Source organism: Caballeronia sp. LZ032 (genome assembly GCF_031451315.1).
Lineage (GTDB): Bacteria > Pseudomonadota > Gammaproteobacteria > Burkholderiales > Burkholderiaceae > Caballeronia.
Genome location: NZ_JARUXP010000001.1, coordinates 1,162,582 through 1,179,137, shown reverse-complemented (window position 1 = coordinate 1,179,137; position 16,556 = coordinate 1,162,582). Strand labels below are relative to the sequence as shown.

Genomic DNA, 16,556 nt, shown 5'->3' with positions numbered 1-16,556 from the left:
GATGGCGGGCCGTCTGCGACGCCCGCCCGGATTGCTGTGTCTCTTGCCGGGTCCAGTCCGGCGGTTCGGACCGGCCCGCTTTTCGATTCTGCCGCGGCCGAATGTTACGTTCGCCGCGGGATGCCGCTTGCTTCGCTCAAGCGCCGCGCTCGTCGCCCTGCTTGCCTGCGCCGGCGAGCGCGCTCTCCAGCGCCTTGATGCGCTCGCGCATCTTGTCGAGATTGCGCATGATGGCGGCGCTCTTGTTCCAGTCCGCGTGCGGCACGGCCGGGAAGGCGCTCGTGTACATGCCAGGCTTGAGCAGCGACTTCGAGACGCCCGACTGCGCCGTGACGATCACGTAGTCCGCGAGCGTCACATGTCCCGCGATGCCCACGGCGCCGCCGATCATGCAATGCCGGCCAATGTTCGTGCTGCCCGCGATGCCCGCGCACCCGGCAATCACCGTGTACGCGCCGATGCGGCAGTTATGGCCGATCTGCACGAGATTGTCGATCTTCACGCATTCCTCGATGACGGTGTCCGCCATCGCGCCGCGATCGATCGTGGTATTCGCGCCGATCTCGACGTCAGCCGCGATCTTCACCGCGCCGACCTGCGGAATCTTCACCCAGTTGCCGGTGCGGGCCTCGCCTTCGCCGGTGAAGTCCGGGGCAAAGCCGAAGCCGTCCGCGCCGATCACCGCGCCCGCGTGCACGATCACGCGCGCGCCGAGCGTGCAGCCGTGATAGACGGTGACGTGGGGATACAGATGCACGTCGTCGCCGAGCGTGACGCGCTGGCCGACGGTCACGCCGGCATCGAGCTTCACGCGCTCGCCGATCACTGCGCCCGCCTCGACCGTCACATGCGGTCCGATCACGGCGCTGGCCGCGACCTGCGCGGCGGGATCGACATACGCGCTCGGATGCACGCCGGGCACGGCCTTCGGCGTGGCCAGGTCGATGAAGGCCTGCGCCACGCGGGCGAAGTAAGCGTAGGGGTTCGGCGTGACGATGAAATTACTGCCCGCGCGATTCGTCACTTTCTCGAGATCGGCGTGCGAAATCAGCACGGCGCCCGCCTGGGTCGTCTCGACCTGCGGAAGATACTTCTGGTTCGCGAGAAACGCGAGCTGGGTGGAATCCGCCTTGTCGAGCGGTGCGAGACTCCCGACGCGGTGCGCCCCGTTGCCGGCCACTTCTCCGCCGAAGCGCTTCACCAGTTCGTCGAGCGTGATCGCCATGCCTGATGCCATCTCCTCTCAGTCCTCGTCAGTTCGGGCTGGTGCCGCTCGCGCCCGTGCCGTTCGAATTCGCCGCGAGCGCCTTCAGCACCTGATCCGTGATGTCGATGCGCGGACTGACATACACCGCCTCCTGCACGATCAGGTCGTAGTGCTGCTGTTCCGCGATCTGCTTGATGACCTTGTTGGCCCGGTCCAGCACGGCCGCGAGTTCTTCATTGCGGCGCTGGTTCAGGTCTTCGCGGAACTCGCGCTGCTTGCGCTGGAAATCCGCGTCGGTCTGCGCGAGGTCGCGCTGGCGGGCGGCGCGGTCGGCCGGGGCCATCGACGCGCCGTTCTTGTCGATGTTGTCCGACATCGCCTTCAGGCGCTGCGCCATGTCCTGCAGCGCCTTATCGCGCTTGGCGAATTCCTGCTCCAGCTTCGACTGGGCGGCCTTGGCCGCCGCCGATTCGCGCAGGATGCGGTCCGAATTGACCGCCGCGATGCGCGCTTCCTGTGCGCTCGCGCCAGCGGCGGCGCCCAGGCCGAGAACCAGCGACAACGCAAGCGCCAGTGCCCTGTGTTTCGCAAGCTTACCGGTTCGCAAAGTGTTCCTCACGTTACGTCGAATTGAGTGAAGTTCGGGTTCATCGACACGCCGCTTAGAAAGCCGTACCGATCTGGAACTGGAACTTCTGGTACTGATCGCCTTCATGCTTCTGCAGCGGGAAACCCAGGCTCAGCTTGAGCGGGCCGATCGGCGAAATCCACGCGAGACCCACACCGTAGCCGTAGCGCAGGCCGTTCGCGCCGCTGGTCGTGCCGCCCTGGCCCGGGTCGCCCCAGACGTTACCGGCATCGAGGAAGGTGAACACGCGCAGCGTACGGTCATAGCCCGTGCCCGGCAGCGGGAACGTCAGCTCGATATTGCCGACCGCCATGCGCGAGCCGCCGATCGGATCGTTCGTGGTGGCGTCGCGCGGACCCAGCGAGCTCGGCGAGTAGCCGCGCACCGAACCGATACCGCCTGCGTAGTAGTTCTTGAAGATCGGGTACGTCTGGCCGTCCAGCCCCTTGCCGTAGCCGCCCTGCAAGTTGAAGCCGAGCACGAAGCCGCGCGCGAACGAGTAGTAATACTGGAACTGCGCGTCGAACTTCGCGTAAGTGGTGTTGCCGATCGGCGTGCCGTATTCCGCGTTCGACTGCAGGTAATAGCCGCGGCTCGGCACGAGGGCGCTGTCACGATTGTCGCGCGACCAGCCCACCGTCAGCGGATAGTTGTTCACCACCCGGCCGAACTCGTTCACGTAGTTCGTGTAGGCCTTAGGCGTGGCGGCGTCCAGGTCCATGGTGTTCTGCTCGGCGCCGACGCCGAAGAACACCGTGTCCTGCTCCGAGAACGGAATGCCGAACTTCGTGTCCGCGCCCATCGTCACGATCCGGAAGCTCGAATCGGTCGAGTAGTACAGCGGCTGGTAAGTACGGTAGTACGCGTCGGTAATGCGCTTGATGCCGTCGATGGTGAAGTACGGATCGACCTGCGTGACCGTCAGCGTGCGGTAGGTCTTCGCGGTGTTCACGTTTACCGAAAGGCTCGTGCCGGAACCGAACACGTTGTCCTGCGAGACGCCCGCCGACAGCACCACCTTGTCCGTCGACGAGAAGCCCGCGCCCAGCGTGATGGCGCCGGTCGGCTTTTCGGCCACCTTGACGTCCACGTCCACCTGGTCGTTCGTGCCTTCGACCGGCACCGTGGCCACGTCCACGTCCGTGAAGTAGCCGAGACGGTTGATACGGTCCTTCGAGAGCGCGAGACGGCTCGAATCGAACCACGAGCTTTCCAGCTGGCGCATTTCGCGGCGGACCACTTCGTCGCGCGTGCGGGTGTTGCCGACGATGTTTACGCGCCGCACGTACACGCGGCGGCTCGGGTCCACCTGCAGCGTCAGCGCGACGGTGTGATCCTTCTGGTCGATGTCCGGCTGCGCGTTGACCTGCGCGAACGCGTAGCCGTATTCGCCGAGCTTGTCGACGATCGACTTCGTGGTGGCCTGTAGTTTCTCCGCCGAGAAGCGGTCGCCCGGCTTGATCTTCACGAGCTTCTTGAGCTCGGCTTCGCGGTCGAGCAGATTGCCCGACAGCTTGACGCTGCTGATCTTGTAGGGCTCGCCTTCATGCACGGCGATCGTCAGGTACATGTCCTTCTTGTCGGGCGAGATGGACACCTGCGTCGAGTCGATGCTGAACTCGAGATAGCCGCGGTTCAGGTAGTACGAGCGCACGTTCTCGAGGTCGCCCGTGAGCTTTTCCTTCGCGTAGAGGTCGCTCTTCGTGTACCAGGAGAACCAGTTCGGCGTGGAGAGCTGCATTTCGCCCAGCAGCGTGCTCGAACTGACCGCCTTGTTGCCGACGAAGTTGATCTGGCGGATCTTCGCGCTCGGACCTTCCGCCACCGAGAACAGGATGGCCACGCGATTGCGGTCCACCGGCGTCACCGTGGTGGTCACTTCCGCCGCGTAGTAGCCGCGCGTCAGGTATTGCCGCTTCAGTTCCTGCTCGGCCTTGTCGACCAGCGCCTTGTCGTACGAACGGCCCTGCGACAAGCCCACCGAGCGCAGCGCCTTCGTCAGGTTGTCCTTGTCGAATTCGTGCAGGCCGGCGAAGTCGATGCTCGAGATGGCCGGACGTTCCTGCACCTGCACGACCACCACGTTCCCTTCCGTGGCGATCTGCACGTCGTTGAAGAAGCCCGTTGCGTAGAGCGCGCGGATCGCTTCGGAGGCTTTGTCGTCGGTGAAGGTGTCGCCTTGCTTGATCGGCAGGTATGCGAACACGGAGCCCGGTTCGATGCGCTGAAGACCGTCGATCCGAATATCCTGCACGACGAACGGCGTGGTGGCGTGTGCCGCCATACCCGTCGCGGCGAGCGCCGCGGCCACAGCCGTCTTAGGAACAAAGCGATGAGGTTTGAACAACGTGCTTCCCCAGTATTTAAAGCTGCATTCGTTCCAGCGGTCGCCCGAGCGACGCCGCCAGAAATTGTCAAAGTGGATCAGAAACGAATCAGACGAGCGAGGTCGTTGAACAGCGCAATCATCGAGAGCGCGACGATGCAGACCAGGCCCGCCCTTTGCAGAACCAGCTGCCAGCGATCGGATACGGCTTTGCCGGTGACAGCCTCAACCAAATAATATAACAGATGCCCACCGTCCAATACCGGAATCGGTAACAAGTTCAACACTCCAAGGCTGATGCTGACGAGCGCCAGAAACGACAAAAACGCCGACAAACCCAGCCTCGCGCTCTTGCCCGCGTAGTCCGCGATGGTGACCGGTCCCGACAGGTTCTTGAGCGACGCCTCGCCGACGATCATCCGCCCGAACATGCGCAGCGAGTAGGCGCTGATGTCCCAGGTGCGGTTCACGCCCAGACGCAGGCTTTCGATCGGCCCATAACGCACGTTGACCGAAGGCAGCACGTTGCCGAGCGCCGCGCCGATCCGGCCGATCTCCTTGCCGGTCGTCGCGTCGTGCTTGAGATCGGGCGTGATCTGGACGGCATCGAGCTTGCCGTTGCGTTCGATGCCGAGCGTCACCGGCTTGCCGCCGTGCGCCTTCACGTAATCGATGAAGCTAGTGGCGTTGTCGACCGTGCGGCCGTCGATGGTGCGCAGCGTGTCGCCGGGCTTGAGCCCGCTCTTCTGCGCCGCGCTGCCCGCTTCCACAGCCGCCACCGTCAGCGTGCCGCCGCCCGGCGTGAAGCCGAGCTTGTCCATGAAATCCTGATCGGCGTCGGCGTCGGTGATGCCCGTGACGCTCACCGGGAAATCGAAGGTGCCGTCTTTCGTTTTCGCCGACAGCACCACGCGGCGATGATCGAACGCGGCGTCCAGCAGTTTCCAGCGCAGGTCGGACCAGGAGCGGATCGTGTGAGTCTCGCCGCCCGACGCGTCGCGCATCGCGAGCACGGTTTCGCCGCCCTCGAAGCCCGCGCGCGCGGCGGCGGTGTCCGGCGCCGGCTGCGAGACGATGGCCGCGGGCTCGGTGACGCCGGCCGCAAACACCGCGGAAAACAGCACGATGGCCAGCAGGAAGTTGGCGATCGGGCCTGCGGCGACGATCGCGATGCGCTTGGCGACGCTCTGGCGGTTGAACGCGCGCGGCAGGTCTTCGGCGGGAATCTTCGTGCCGCTGTCGGGATCGACCTCGCGCTCGTCGAGCATCTTCACGTAGCCGCCCAGCGGCAGCGCGGCGATGGTCCACTCGACGCCGGTCTTCTTGCTGGTCCACTGCACCAGCGGCTTGCCGAAGCCGACGGAAAAGCGCAGCACTTTCACGCCGCACCATCGCGCGACGCTGTAGTGACCGAATTCGTGGACAACGACGAGCACGCCAATCGCGACGACGAAGGCGACGATTTCGGTCAGAAAGTTCATGACGGCCTCAATGGGCGATGGGTTCGGCGCCTGGCGCGCTCGCGGTGAGCTCTGCGACGAAACCGGAGGCAAGACGGCGTGCGTTCGCGTCGGCGGCGAGGACGTCGTCCAGCGACGCGGCGCTCGTGTTCGGCAGCGCATTCAGCACGCGCTCCACGACCTCGCCGATCGCCATGAAGCCGATGCGGCGCTCGAGGAACGCTTCCACGGCGATCTCGTTCGCTGCGTTGAGCGCGGCGCTGGCGATGCCGCCCACCTCCAGCGCCTCGATGGCCAGCGCGAGACACGGGAAACGCTTGAAATCGGGCTTTTCGAACGTGAGCGTGGCGATCTGCGCCAGATCGAGCGGCATGACGCCCGAATCGACCCGGTCAGGATACGCCAGCGCATGCGCGATGGGCGTACGCATGTCCGGATTGCCGAGCTGCGCGAGCACCGAGCCGTCCGCGTAGGAGACCATCGAATGGATCACGCTCTGCGGATGGATCAGCACCTCGATGCGCGAGCCGGGAAGATCGAACAGCCAGTGCGCCTCGATCACTTCGAGGCCCTTGTTCATCATCGTCGCCGAATCGACGGAAATCTTGCGACCCATCGCCCAATTCGGATGCTTGACGGCTTCTTCCGGCGTCACGTTGACGAGCGATGCGGGTTCGCGCGTGCGGAACGGACCGCCCGACGCCGTCAGGATGATCTTCGAGACGCCGCCGTGCAGCTTGGCTTCCTTGTCCGCGCAGGGCGGCAAGCACTGGAACACGGCGTTGTGCTCGCTGTCCACCGGCAGCAGGATGGCGCCGTTGTCGCGCACGGCATCCATGAAGATCTGGCCGGACATCACCAGCGCTTCCTTGTTGGCCAGCAGGATGCGCTTGCCTGCGCGCGCCGCCGCGAGCGTGGGCGCGAGGCCGGCCGCGCCGACGATCGCCGCGACCACGGTGTCGCACTGCGACGCGCGGGCCACTTCCACCAGCGCCTCGGGACCGTGCGTGACCTCGGTCCTGCAGCCCTCGGCGCGCAAGGCGGACGCCACGCGCGCGGCCGTGTCGGCGTCGCCGACGACCGCCACTTCGGGCTGGAACCGGAGGCACTGCGCGATGAGCTTGTCGCCGTTGCGGTGCGCGGTGAGCGCATGGACCGAGAAACGGTCCGGGTGCCGCGCCACGACGTCGAGCGTGCTATCGCCGATCGAGCCCGTGGAGCCGAGCAATGTGAGACGTTTTTGCATGAATTCTTCTCTAGCCGATTAGCCGAGCATGAGCAATGCGATCGGCAGAACAGGCAACAATGCGTCGATGCGGTCGAGCACACCGCCGTGGCCCGGCAGCAGGCCGCTCGAATCCTTGACGCCGGCCTGGCGCTTCAGGAGCGACTCGAACAAGTCGCCGATCACGCTGAACGCGACCAGCACGCTGAGCGCGACGAACGCGCGGTCCCAGCCGAGACGCTCCGCGAAGGCCGTGAATACGGTGGGCGCGCAAAAACCGGTGGTGGCGGCGAGCGCGCCGATCACGATAACGGCCAGCCAGCCGCCGATGGCGCCTTCCCAGGTCTTGCCGGGGCTGATCGACGGGGCGAGCTTGTGCCGGCCGATGGCTTTGCCGGCGAAGTATGCGCCTATGTCAGCCAGCCAGACTACTAGCAGAAGCGATAGCACGAAGGCCACGCCGCGGATACGGGCGTCGACGACGGCGTGCCAGCAGGCGATGAACACGACGATGCCGGCGAACAGCAGGAACGCGCGCCAGGCGCCGGCGGCGAGCGCGGGCTTGCGGATCAGCGCGTACGGCCCGGCGAGCACCCAGAAGATGGCCGCCATCTGGTACAGCGGCCTGCCCGCCACGCCGAGCCAGGCGCTGAAAATCAGCGCGAGACCCGCGACCACCGCGTAGGCGACCGGCCCGGCGCCGTTCAGCTTCAAGAGACGCCCCCACTCCCACGCCGCGAACACCACGACGAACCCGATCAGGGTGGCGAATCCGCCGATCGGCGCATACAGCGTGACCGGCACGAGAATGGCCAGCAGAACGATTGCCGTGATGACACGGATCTTTAGCATGAAAGGGTGTCGGCCTTCTGCGATTGGGATTCGACCTGCGCGCTGGTGCGCCCGAAACGGCGCTCGCGGCCGCCATACGAGGCGATCGCGCGGTCGAGCGCGGCGGCGTCGAAATCGGGCCAGTAGGTATTCGTGAAGTGGAACTCGGTGTACGCGAGCTGCCACAGCAGGAAGTTGCTGATGCGCTGCTCGCCGCCGGTGCGGATGAACAGGTCCGGCTCCGGCGCATAGGCCATGGCGAGATGCTGGGCGAACGCTTCGTCGTCGACGCGCGCGGGCACGCCGCTCTCCAGCGATTCGGCAATGAGCTTTTTAGTGGCCTGCATGATGTCCCAGCGCCCGCCGTAATTGGCGGCGATGGTCAGCGTGAGGCGGGTGTTGCGGGCCGTCTTGGTCTCGGCGCGCTGGATCAGCGCGCGGATGCGGTCGTTGAACATCGAGGTGTCGCCGACGACGCGCAGGCGGATGCCGTTCGCGTGCAGCTTGCCGATCTCGCGCTCCAGCGCGGTCACGAAAAGACGCATCAGGAAGGAGACTTCGTCGGTCGGACGGCGCCAGTTCTCGGAACTGAACGCGAACAGCGTGACGAACTCGACGCCGCGCAGCGCGCAGCTTTCGACGGTCGCGCGGACCGCATCGACGCCGCGCGTGTGACCGGCGACGCGCGGCAGGCGCCGCTCGGTCGCCCAACGGCCGTTGCCGTCCATGATGATCGCGACGTGACGCGGTACGGCTGCGACATCGGGCACGGTAACGGTAGAGCTGGTATAGGTCATGGCCGCTGAATCTTGAAATCTGAAGGAGTGAGAGCCGGCCTCAATGTAAGACGCCGAGGCCGGCGGGACCGTTCCTGCGGCCTCACACCGTCATGATTTCCGCTTCTTTGGTCTGCACGAGCTTGTCGATCTCGGCGACGAACTTGTCCGTGAACTTCTGGACTTCGTCGCTGGCGCGGCGCTCGTCGTCTTCGGAGATTTCCTTGTCCTTGACGAGCTTCTTGAGCTGGTCGTTCGCGTCGCGACGCAGGTTGCGCACCGCAACCTTGGCGGTTTCGCCTTCGCTCTTGACGACCTTCGTCAGCTCGCGGCGGCGCTCTTCGGTCAGCGCGGGCATCGGCACGCGGATCAGGTCGCCCTGCGTCGCCGGATTCAGGCCGAGATCCGATTCGCGGATCGCCTTCTCGACCACCGGGACCATCTTCTTTTCCCACGGCTGAACGCCGATGGTGCGGGCATCGACGAGCGTCATGTTCGCGACTTGCGAGATGGGCACGTTCGAGCCGTAGTAGTCGACCTGGATATGGTCGAGCAGGCCAGTATGGGCACGGCCCGTACGGATCTTCGCGAGATCGGCCTTGAATGCCTCGATCGACCGTTGCATCTTCTGGTCGACGCCCTTTTTGATGTCAGCCACACTCATTTGAACCTCCAAACCTGAGTTTTACCTGCAATAGCGGCGCCTGGCGCGCAGGGCCCGAGCCACCGCGCGCCGCGCCCGATATTGCGAGAGTTTACACGTGGACGAGCGTCCCTTCGTCGTCGCCCTGCACGATGCGCTTGAGGGCACCGGGCTTCGTGATCGAGAACACGCGGATCGGCAGCTTCTGGTCGCGGCACAGCGCGAAGGCGGTTGCGTCCATCACCTGCAGATTCTTGCCGATGGCTTCGTCGAAGCTGATCGTGCTGTAGCGCGTTGCATGCGGATCCTTCTTCGGGTCGGCGGAGTATACGCCATCGACCTTGGTGGCTTTCAGCACTACTTCGGCGCCGACTTCCGAACCGCGCAGCGCCGCCGCCGTGTCCGTCGTGAAGAACGGATTGCCCGTGCCGGCCGCGAAGATCACCACCCTGCCTTCTTCGAGCTGGCGAATGGCGCGCGGGCGGATATACGGCTCGACCACCTGGTCCATGCGCAGCGCCGACTGCACGCGCGCTTCGATGCCGGCGTGGCGCATCGCGTCCTGCAGCGCCAGCGCGTTCATCATCGTGGCGAGCATGCCCATGTAGTCGGCCGTGGCGCGGTCCATGCCGGCCGCACCGCCCGCGACGCCGCGGAAGATGTTGCCGCCGCCGATGACCACCGCCAGCTGGGTCCCGATTCGCACTACCTCCGCGATGTCCGCCACCATCCTTTCGATTGTTGCCCGATTGATGCCGAAGGCATCGTCGCCCATCAGGGCTTCGCCGGAGAGTTTGAGGAGTACGCGTTTGTAGGCTGTGGGCATATGAGGTTCCGATCGCGCCGAGGAGGGTTGCAACAACGTAGAACTGTAGGGGTGAAACAATATTTACTGCAAGCGGCCCGGATCGGGCGGCGGGCGCGGAAGACGAGGGTTAACCCTGATCTGCCGCGCCCGCCGCACGATGCGAACCGGAGCGCTGAAAGTGGACGGCGGTGCAACCGCCGCCGGTCCAGCCCGCGCGACGAACGGTCGCGTTATTTCAGCAGATGCTCCTTATCAGTGCCTTAAGAGCACCGCCTTACGACTGCTTGGCCGCCGCAACCTGCGCCGCGACTTCGGCAGCGAAGTCGTCCTGACGTTTCTCGATGCCCTCGCCCACCACGAACAGCGCGAACTTCTGCACCGACGCGTTGCTGGCCTTCAGCATCTGCTCGATGGTCTGCTTGTCGTTCTTCACGAACGGCTGGTTCAGCAGCGAGACTTCCTTCAGGTACTTCTGGACCGAACCGTCGACCATCTTCGCGACGATTTCAGCCGGCTTGCCCGACTCGGCGGCCTTCTGCTCGGCGATGCTGCGTTCCTTGGCGATCAGGTCGGCCGGCACTTCGTCCGACGACAGCGAGACCGGCTTCATCGCGGCGACGTGCATGGCGACGTCCTTGCCCACTTGCTCGTCCGCGCCCGTGAAGTCGACCAGCACGCCGATACGCGTGCCATGCAGGTACGAAGCAATCTTGTTGGCGGATTCAAAACGCACGAAACGGCGGATCGAGAGGTTTTCGCCGATCTTGCCGACCAGCGCGAGGCGCACGGCGTCGACCGTCGAGCTTTCGAGCGGCAGCGCCGACAGCGCGGCCACGTCAGACGGGTTTTGCTTGGCGACCAGTTCGGCGATGGTCTTGCCGAAGGCCAGGAAATCGTCGTTCTTCGCGACGAAGTCGGTTTCGCAGTTCAGTTCGACCAGCGCGCCCACGTTGCCGTCGACGAACGCCGAGACGATGCCTTCAGCCGTCACGCGCGATGCCGCCTTGCTCGCCTTGTTGCCGAGCTTCACGCGCAGCAGCTCTTCAGCGCGCGCCATGTCGCCGTCGGCTTCCGTCAGCGCCTTCTTGCATTCCATCATCGGCGCGTCGGTCTTCGCGCGCAGTTCTGCCACCATGCTTGCGGTAATTGCCGCCATCATTCGCTCCTTGAGTCTGTTTGATACGTGCCGCAGGCCTTACGGCTCGCCCACGGCAGGAAAAATAGGCAGGTCCAGCGGCCCGGCTAAAAAAAAGGGGCCTTTCGCAAAGCCCCCTTTCTTGTCGGCCACAGGGCTCGATTACGCCTGTTCGTTGACCTCGACGAACTCGTCGCCTTCGCCGCTGCGCACGGCCTGGACCACGTCGTTCACCGCGTTCGCGCGGCCTTCGAGGATCGCGTCGGCCACGCCTTCGGCGTACAGCGCGACGGCCTTCGACGCGTCGTCGTTACCCGGGATCACGTAGTCGATGCCTTCCGGCGAGTGGTTCGTGTCAACCACGGCGATGACCGGAATGCCGAGCTTCTTGGCTTCGGTCACGGCAATCTTGTGGTAGCCGACGTCGATGACGAACATTGCGTCCGGAATGCCGCCCATGTCCTTCACGCCGCCGATCGACTTTTGCAGCTTGACCATTTCGCGTTCGAACAAAAGGGCTTCCTTCTTGCTCATGCGCTCGGTTTCACCCGATTCCAGCGCCGCTTCCATGTCCTTCAGGCGCTTGATCGACACTTTCAGGGTCTTGAAGTTGGTCATCATGCCGCCGAGCCAGCGCGCATTGACGAACGGCATGCCGGCGCGTGCTGCTTCCTGGGCGATGGTGTCGCGCGACTGGCGCTTCGTGCCGACGAAAAGGATCGTGCCGCGGTTGGCTGCCAACTGGCGCACGTACTTCAGCGCGTCGTTGTAGAGCGGCAGGGTCTTTTCGAGGTTGATGATGTGAATCTTGTTGCGATGACCGAAGATGTACGGGGCCATCTTGGGATTCCAGAAGCGGGTTTGGTGACCGAAGTGGACACCGGCTTCCAACATTTGACGCATCGTGACTGCCATGAAATTCTCCGCGAGGGTTGGGTCTTAAGCCGGCTGCCGCATCCTGCGTCCGGGTGGCGAAATTCGCCTGACGGGCGCCGGACACCCTGGGTGCGCCGGCTTGCGATTCGACTTGATTGACTTGACTGGTGAAACTGGGGTGAAACTGATCTCCAAGCCTTGATCGCTGCATTACCGCTGGCATGGTTCCGGAGAACCGTGACGCTGCCATGGATGTGGATCAAGACTTAGCCCGTGAGTATAGCATGTGAGGATTGATCGGCTCAAGCCGCCTGTCAGGCGCCGAAGGCATGGCGACTCGACGTGGCGACCCGGCCCCGACGCCTTGCCGCTGCGCCATCTGCCCCCAAGTATCCGGGTGCGGCACCTTTCCTGAAGTGCGATAATGCCGCTTTGGCGCGCTACAGCCGCCTGAATTGCATCAGAACACGTACGAAATCCGCGTACGCAAGTCAATACACGTACACTCGCGTCCTTCCGAGCCAAGTCATGTCCATTACGCTGAAAAACGACCACGATATCGCGCAGATGCGCGTCGCCTGCCGGCTCGCCAGCGAAGTGCTCGATTTCATCACGCCGCACATCGCGCCTGGCGTGACGACCGAGGAACTCGACCGCCTTTGCCATGAGTACATGCTGAAGGAGCAAGGCACCGTTCCCGCGCCGCTCAACTATCAGCCGCCCGGCTACCCGCCCTACCCGAAGGCCACCTGCATCTCTGTCAACGACGTGATCTGTCACGGCATCCCCGGTGAAAAGGTGCTCAAGAACGGCGACGCGCTCAATATCGACATCACCGTCATCAAGAACGGCTATTTCGGCGACACGAGCCGGATGTTCATCGTCGGCGAGGGCTCGATCCTCGCGAAACGCCTCGTCCAGACGACCTTCGACTGCATGTGGCTCGGCATCGATCAGGTGCGCCCTGGCGCGCATCTCGGCGATATCGGCGCGGCCATCCAGAAGCACGCCGAGTCGCAAGGGTATAGCGTCGTGCGCGAATACTGCGGCCACGGTATCGGCCAGGTCTTCCATGAAGAGCCGCAAGTGCTGCATTACGGCCGTCCGGGCACCGGCATCGAACTTCAGGCGGGCATGATCTTCACCGTCGAGCCGATGATCAACGCCGGCCGCCGCGAAATCCGCACGATGCCCGACCAGTGGACCGTCAAGACGCGCGACCGCAGCCTGTCCGCGCAATGGGAGCACACCGTGCTGGTCACGCCGACCGGCTATGACGTGCTGACGGTTTCGGCCGGCACGCAGGCGCCGTCGCAGCTGATCGCGGCCACCGCCTGAACGCGTTCCACTCTCTCCGGCGCGCGCCGCCACCGCGCAGCGCCGCCCCTTCTCCCGCCCGCCGATCCGAGCCATGAGCGTCATCGCCGTCGCCACGCCCTGTGAAACCCTGCGCGCCGCCTACAAGGCCGCGAAGGCAGCGCTCATCGAGCGCTTCCAGACGACCTCGAATGTCGAGCCGCTGATGCACGCGCTCGGACGCGCCACCGACGACGCCCTCAAAGGCGCCTGGCACGCCTGCGCGATGCCGGACAACGCGGCGCTCGTCGCGGTGGGCGGCTACGGACGCGGCGAGCTTGCGCCGTTCTCCGACGTCGACATTCTGGTGCTGCTGCCGGACAGCGCCTCCGACACCGACACCGAGCTCAACGGCCGGATCGAGCGTTTCATCGGCATGGCGTGGGATCTGGGGCTCGACATCGGCAGCAGCGTGCGCTCGGTCGAGCAGTGCATCGCGGAGGCCGCCAACGACATCACCGTGCAGACCTCGCTGCTCGAGGCACGGCGCATCTGCGGCGACACGCGCCTGTACCAGCGCTTTTCGGAGCGCTATCACGAGACGCTCGATCCGCGTGCGTTCTTCCAGGCGAAGGTGCTGGAAATGCGCCAGCGTCACGCGAAGTTCCAGGACACGCCGTACAGCCTCGAACCGAACATCAAGGAAAGCCCCGGCGGCCTGCGCGACCTTCAACTGATCCTGTGGATCGCGCGCGCGGCGGGCTTCGGCAGCAACTGGCGCGAACTCGACACGCGCGGCCTCATCACCGAGCGCGAAGCGCGCGAACTGCGCCGCAACGAGGGCTTTCTGAAGGCGCTGCGCGCACGGCTGCATGTGATCGCGAAGCGCCGCCAGGACATCCTCGTATTCGATCTGCAGACGCCGCTGGCCGAGAGCTTCGGCTTCGAGGCGACCGCCGCCAAGCGCGCGAGCGAACAGCTGATGCGCCGCTATTACTGGGCCGCGAAAGCCGTGACGCAACTGGCGACCATCCTGATCCAGAACGTCGAGGCGCAGCTGTTTCCGTCGACGAGCGGCATCACGCGCGTGCTCAACAGCCGCTTCGTCGAGAAACAGGGCATGCTGGAAATTGCCCGCGACGATGTCTTCGAACACGAACCGCACGCCATTCTTGAAGCCTTCCTGCTGTACGAGCAGACGCGCGGCGTGAAGGGCTTTTCGGCGCGCACGCTGCGGGCGATCTACAACGCACGCGACCTGATGGACCGCGCATGGCGGCGCGATCCGGACAACCGCCGGCTGTTCATGGAGATCCTGAAGCAGCCCGAAGGCATCACGCACGCCTTCCGCCTGATGAACCAGACCAGTGTGCTGGGGCGTTATCTGATCAATTTCCGGCGCATCGTCGGACAGATGCAGCACGACCTCTATCACGTCTACACGGTCGACCAGCACATCCTGATGGTGCTGCGCAACCTGCGCCGCTTCGCGATCGCGGAACACGCGCACGAGTACCCGTTCTGCAGCCAGTTGATGGGCAACTTCGAGCGCCCGTGGGTGCTGTATGTCGCGGCGCTGTTCCACGACATCGCCAAGGGACGCGGCGGCGATCACTCGACGCTCGGCATGGCCGACGCCCGCCGCTTCTGTCGCGAACACGAGCTCGGCCAGGAAGACACGGACCTGGTCGTGTGGCTCGTGCAGCAGCATCTGACCATGAGCCAGGTCGCGCAGAAACAGGACACGAGCGATCTCGAGGTCATCAAGCATTTTGCCTCGGTCGTGCGCACCGAGCGGCGCCTGACGGCGCTCTATCTGCTGACCGTCGCCGATATCCGCGGCACCAGCCCGAAAGTCTGGAACAACTGGAAGGGCAAGCTGCTCGAGGATCTGTTCCGCGCGACGCAAGCCGTGCTCGGCGGCGCCGAGCCCGATGCGCACTCGGAACTGAAGTCGCGTCAGGAAGCGGCGCTCGCGCTGCTGCGGCTCGAAACCGTCCCCGAAGGCGCGCAGAAGCGTCTGTGGGACCGGCTCGACGTCGGCTACTTCCTGCGGCACGATCCCGCCGATATCGCCTGGCAGACGCGTGTGCTCTACCGGCACGTCGAAAGCGACCGGCCCATCGTGCGCGCCCGGCCCTCGCCGATCGGCGCGGCCTTGCAAGTGCTCGTGTACGTGCAGGATCGCCCGGATCTGTTCGCCGGCATCTGCGGGTATTTCGACCGCAATGGCCTGTCGGTGCTCGATGCCCGCATCACGACGACGCGCCATGGCTACGCGCTCGACAACTTCCTGGTCGCGCATCCTGAGCACGATGGCAGCTATCGCGACATCGCGAATCTCGTCGAACAGCAACTGAGCACGCTGCTGACCGACGAGCGCATTCTTCCGGAACCGTCGAAGGGCCGCGTCTCGCGGCTCGTGCGGACGTTTCCGATCACGCCGCGCGTGGACCTGCGTCCCGACGACCGCGGCCAGTACTACATCCTGTCCGTGTCCGCCAACGACCGGCAGGGCCTTCTTTATTCGATCGCGCGGGTGCTCGCGCAACACCGGATCGGCGTGCAGGCGGCGCGGATCAATACGCTCGGCGAACGCGTCGAGGACGTGTTCCTGATCGACGGCAAGAGCCTGTCGAACAACCGCACCCAGATCCAGGTCGAAACCGAACTGCTGCGCGCGATCGCAGCCTGAGAATTTATGCGCGTCAAACTGACAGCCAAACATCCGCGTCCGACCTCGGCCACGCGTTCGCCGGTCCGGACCGGCACCTCCACCGGGCGCAAGCCTGCGCGGCCCGCCGTGCCGGATGAAGCGCGGCCTGCACGTGGGAAGCCGTCGGCCGGGGAGCATCGCGGCGACGCGCCGCGCAAATCGTTCGAAGGCCGGCCGCCGGCGCGTGGCGAGCGTGCTGCGGGCGGTGACGAGCGTCGTCCGTTCAAGCCGCGTGGCGATGATTCGCGTCCGACGTTTGGTGAGCGTGAACGTGGTCCGCGCAAGTCGTTTGAAGGTCGCCCGCCTGCGCGTGGCGAGCGTCCTGCGGGTGGCGACGAGCGTCGTCCGTTCAAGCCGCGTGGCGATGATTCGCGCCCGCCATTTGGTGACCGCGAGCGCGGTCCGCGCAAGTCGTTTGAAGGTCGCCCGCCTGCGCGTGGCGAACGTGCTGCGGGTGGTGACGAGCGTCGCACGTTCAAGCCGCGTGGTGATGATTCGCGTCCGGCGTTCGGCGAACGCGGCCCGCGCGAATCGTTCGAAGGTCGCCCGCCTGCCCGTGGCGAACGTCCTGCGGGCGGTGACGAGCGTCGTCCTTTCAAGCCGCGTGGCGACGATTCGCGTCCTGCGTT

General features: G+C 65.0%; 14 protein-coding genes. 3 read left to right on the top strand and 11 right to left on the bottom strand.

Translation table 11 applies throughout. The features are described from left to right. Positions 1 to 136: 136 nt before the first annotated feature. From lpxD to rpsB, 11 genes are all read right to left on the bottom strand, one after another. Positions 137 to 1,225 (bottom strand): UDP-3-O-(3-hydroxymyristoyl)glucosamine N-acyltransferase, encoded by a 1,089-nt coding sequence (gene lpxD, locus QCE69_RS05470; RefSeq protein WP_309919657.1) that lies wholly within the window; start codon positions 1,223 to 1,225, stop codon positions 137 to 139. Between the two features lie 28 nt (positions 1,226 to 1,253). After that, a complete protein-coding gene (locus QCE69_RS05465; protein ID WP_404987297.1) occupies positions 1,254 to 1,826 on the bottom strand; it encodes an OmpH family outer membrane protein in 573 nt (190 codons plus the stop codon). A 43-nt stretch (positions 1,827 to 1,869) separates the two neighbouring features. Further along, positions 1,870 to 4,182: an outer membrane protein assembly factor BamA gene (bamA, locus tag QCE69_RS05460; protein ID WP_309915490.1), complete on the bottom strand. Its 2,313-nt coding sequence runs from the start codon at positions 4,180 to 4,182 to the stop codon at positions 1,870 to 1,872. A 77-nt stretch (positions 4,183 to 4,259) separates the two neighbouring features. Beyond that, positions 4,260 to 5,642 carry an RIP metalloprotease RseP gene (gene rseP / locus QCE69_RS05455; protein WP_309915487.1) on the bottom strand — a complete coding sequence of 461 codons (1,383 nt, stop codon included), beginning with the start codon at positions 5,640 to 5,642 and terminating at the stop codon, positions 4,260 to 4,262. A 7-nt stretch (positions 5,643 to 5,649) separates the two neighbouring features. Beyond that, positions 5,650 to 6,867: a 1-deoxy-D-xylulose-5-phosphate reductoisomerase gene (locus QCE69_RS05450; RefSeq protein WP_309929779.1), complete on the bottom strand. Its 1,218-nt coding sequence runs from the start codon at positions 6,865 to 6,867 to the stop codon at positions 5,650 to 5,652. 18 nt (positions 6,868 to 6,885) lie between these two features. After that, on the bottom strand, positions 6,886 to 7,698 hold the full coding sequence (locus QCE69_RS05445) for a phosphatidate cytidylyltransferase (protein WP_309929777.1): 813 nt from the start codon (positions 7,696 to 7,698) through the stop codon (positions 6,886 to 6,888). Further along, complete coding sequence (uppS, locus tag QCE69_RS05440; protein WP_309929776.1) at positions 7,692 to 8,474, bottom strand: polyprenyl diphosphate synthase; 783 nt, start codon at positions 8,472 to 8,474, stop codon at positions 7,692 to 7,694. The genes QCE69_RS05445 and uppS overlap by 7 nt, the downstream gene beginning before the upstream one ends. 82 nt (positions 8,475 to 8,556) lie before the next feature. Next, on the bottom strand, positions 8,557 to 9,117 hold the full coding sequence (gene frr / locus QCE69_RS05435) for a ribosome recycling factor (RefSeq protein WP_309808075.1): 561 nt from the start codon (positions 9,115 to 9,117) through the stop codon (positions 8,557 to 8,559). A gap of 91 nt (positions 9,118 to 9,208) precedes the next feature. Next, complete coding sequence (pyrH, locus tag QCE69_RS05430) at positions 9,209 to 9,922, bottom strand: UMP kinase (RefSeq protein ID WP_309808074.1); 714 nt, start codon at positions 9,920 to 9,922, stop codon at positions 9,209 to 9,211. A gap of 256 nt (positions 9,923 to 10,178) precedes the next feature. Then, a complete protein-coding gene (gene tsf / locus QCE69_RS05425) occupies positions 10,179 to 11,060 on the bottom strand; it encodes a translation elongation factor Ts (RefSeq protein WP_309915475.1) in 882 nt (293 codons plus the stop codon). 141 nt (positions 11,061 to 11,201) lie between these two features. Further along, entirely contained in the window at positions 11,202 to 11,954 is a 753-nt protein-coding gene (gene rpsB / locus QCE69_RS05420) for a 30S ribosomal protein S2 (protein WP_309915473.1), read from the bottom strand. A 489-nt stretch (positions 11,955 to 12,443) separates the two neighbouring features. On the opposite strand from rpsB, the gene map reads away from it, so the two are divergent. The 3 genes from map to QCE69_RS05405 all read left to right on the top strand — a co-directional run. After that, positions 12,444 to 13,253: a type I methionyl aminopeptidase gene (gene map, locus QCE69_RS05415; protein ID WP_309831914.1), complete on the top strand. Its 810-nt coding sequence runs from the start codon at positions 12,444 to 12,446 to the stop codon at positions 13,251 to 13,253. Between the two features lie 73 nt (positions 13,254 to 13,326). Beyond that, positions 13,327 to 15,906: a [protein-PII] uridylyltransferase gene (locus QCE69_RS05410; RefSeq protein ID WP_309929775.1), complete on the top strand. Its 2,580-nt coding sequence runs from the start codon at positions 13,327 to 13,329 to the stop codon at positions 15,904 to 15,906. A 115-nt stretch (positions 15,907 to 16,021) separates the two neighbouring features. Then, positions 16,022 to 16,556: hypothetical protein (locus QCE69_RS05405; RefSeq protein ID WP_309929773.1), on the top strand; the 535-nt coding region annotated here is incomplete at its 3' end.

What these genes read in the sequence shown, in the direction of transcription:
- lpxD (WP_309919657.1), bottom strand. Translation starts at nt 1,225, where the DNA reads ATGGCGATCACGCTCGACGAACTGGTGAAGCGCTTCGGCGGAGAAGTG.
- rseP (WP_309915487.1), bottom strand. Translation starts at nt 5,642, where the DNA reads ATGAACTTTCTGACCGAAATCGTCGCCTTCGTCGTCGCGATTGGCGTG.
- QCE69_RS05450 (WP_309929779.1), bottom strand. Translation starts at nt 6,867, where the DNA reads ATGCAAAAACGTCTCACATTGCTCGGCTCCACGGGCTCGATCGGCGAT.
- QCE69_RS05445 (WP_309929777.1), bottom strand. Translation starts at nt 7,698, where the DNA reads ATGCTAAAGATCCGTGTCATCACGGCAATCGTTCTGCTGGCCATTCTC.
- uppS (WP_309929776.1), bottom strand. Translation starts at nt 8,474, where the DNA reads ATGACCTATACCAGCTCTACCGTTACCGTGCCCGATGTCGCAGCCGTA.
- frr (WP_309808075.1), bottom strand. Translation starts at nt 9,117, where the DNA reads ATGAGTGTGGCTGACATCAAAAAGGGCGTCGACCAGAAGATGCAACGG.
- pyrH (WP_309808074.1), bottom strand. Translation starts at nt 9,922, where the DNA reads ATGCCCACAGCCTACAAACGCGTACTCCTCAAACTCTCCGGCGAAGCC.
- tsf (WP_309915475.1), bottom strand. Translation starts at nt 11,060, where the DNA reads ATGGCGGCAATTACCGCAAGCATGGTGGCAGAACTGCGCGCGAAGACC.
- rpsB (WP_309915473.1), bottom strand. Translation starts at nt 11,954, where the DNA reads ATGGCAGTCACGATGCGTCAAATGTTGGAAGCCGGTGTCCACTTCGGT.
- map (WP_309831914.1), top strand. Translation starts at nt 12,444, where the DNA reads ATGTCCATTACGCTGAAAAACGACCACGATATCGCGCAGATGCGCGTC.
- QCE69_RS05410 (WP_309929775.1), top strand. Translation starts at nt 13,327, where the DNA reads ATGAGCGTCATCGCCGTCGCCACGCCCTGTGAAACCCTGCGCGCCGCC.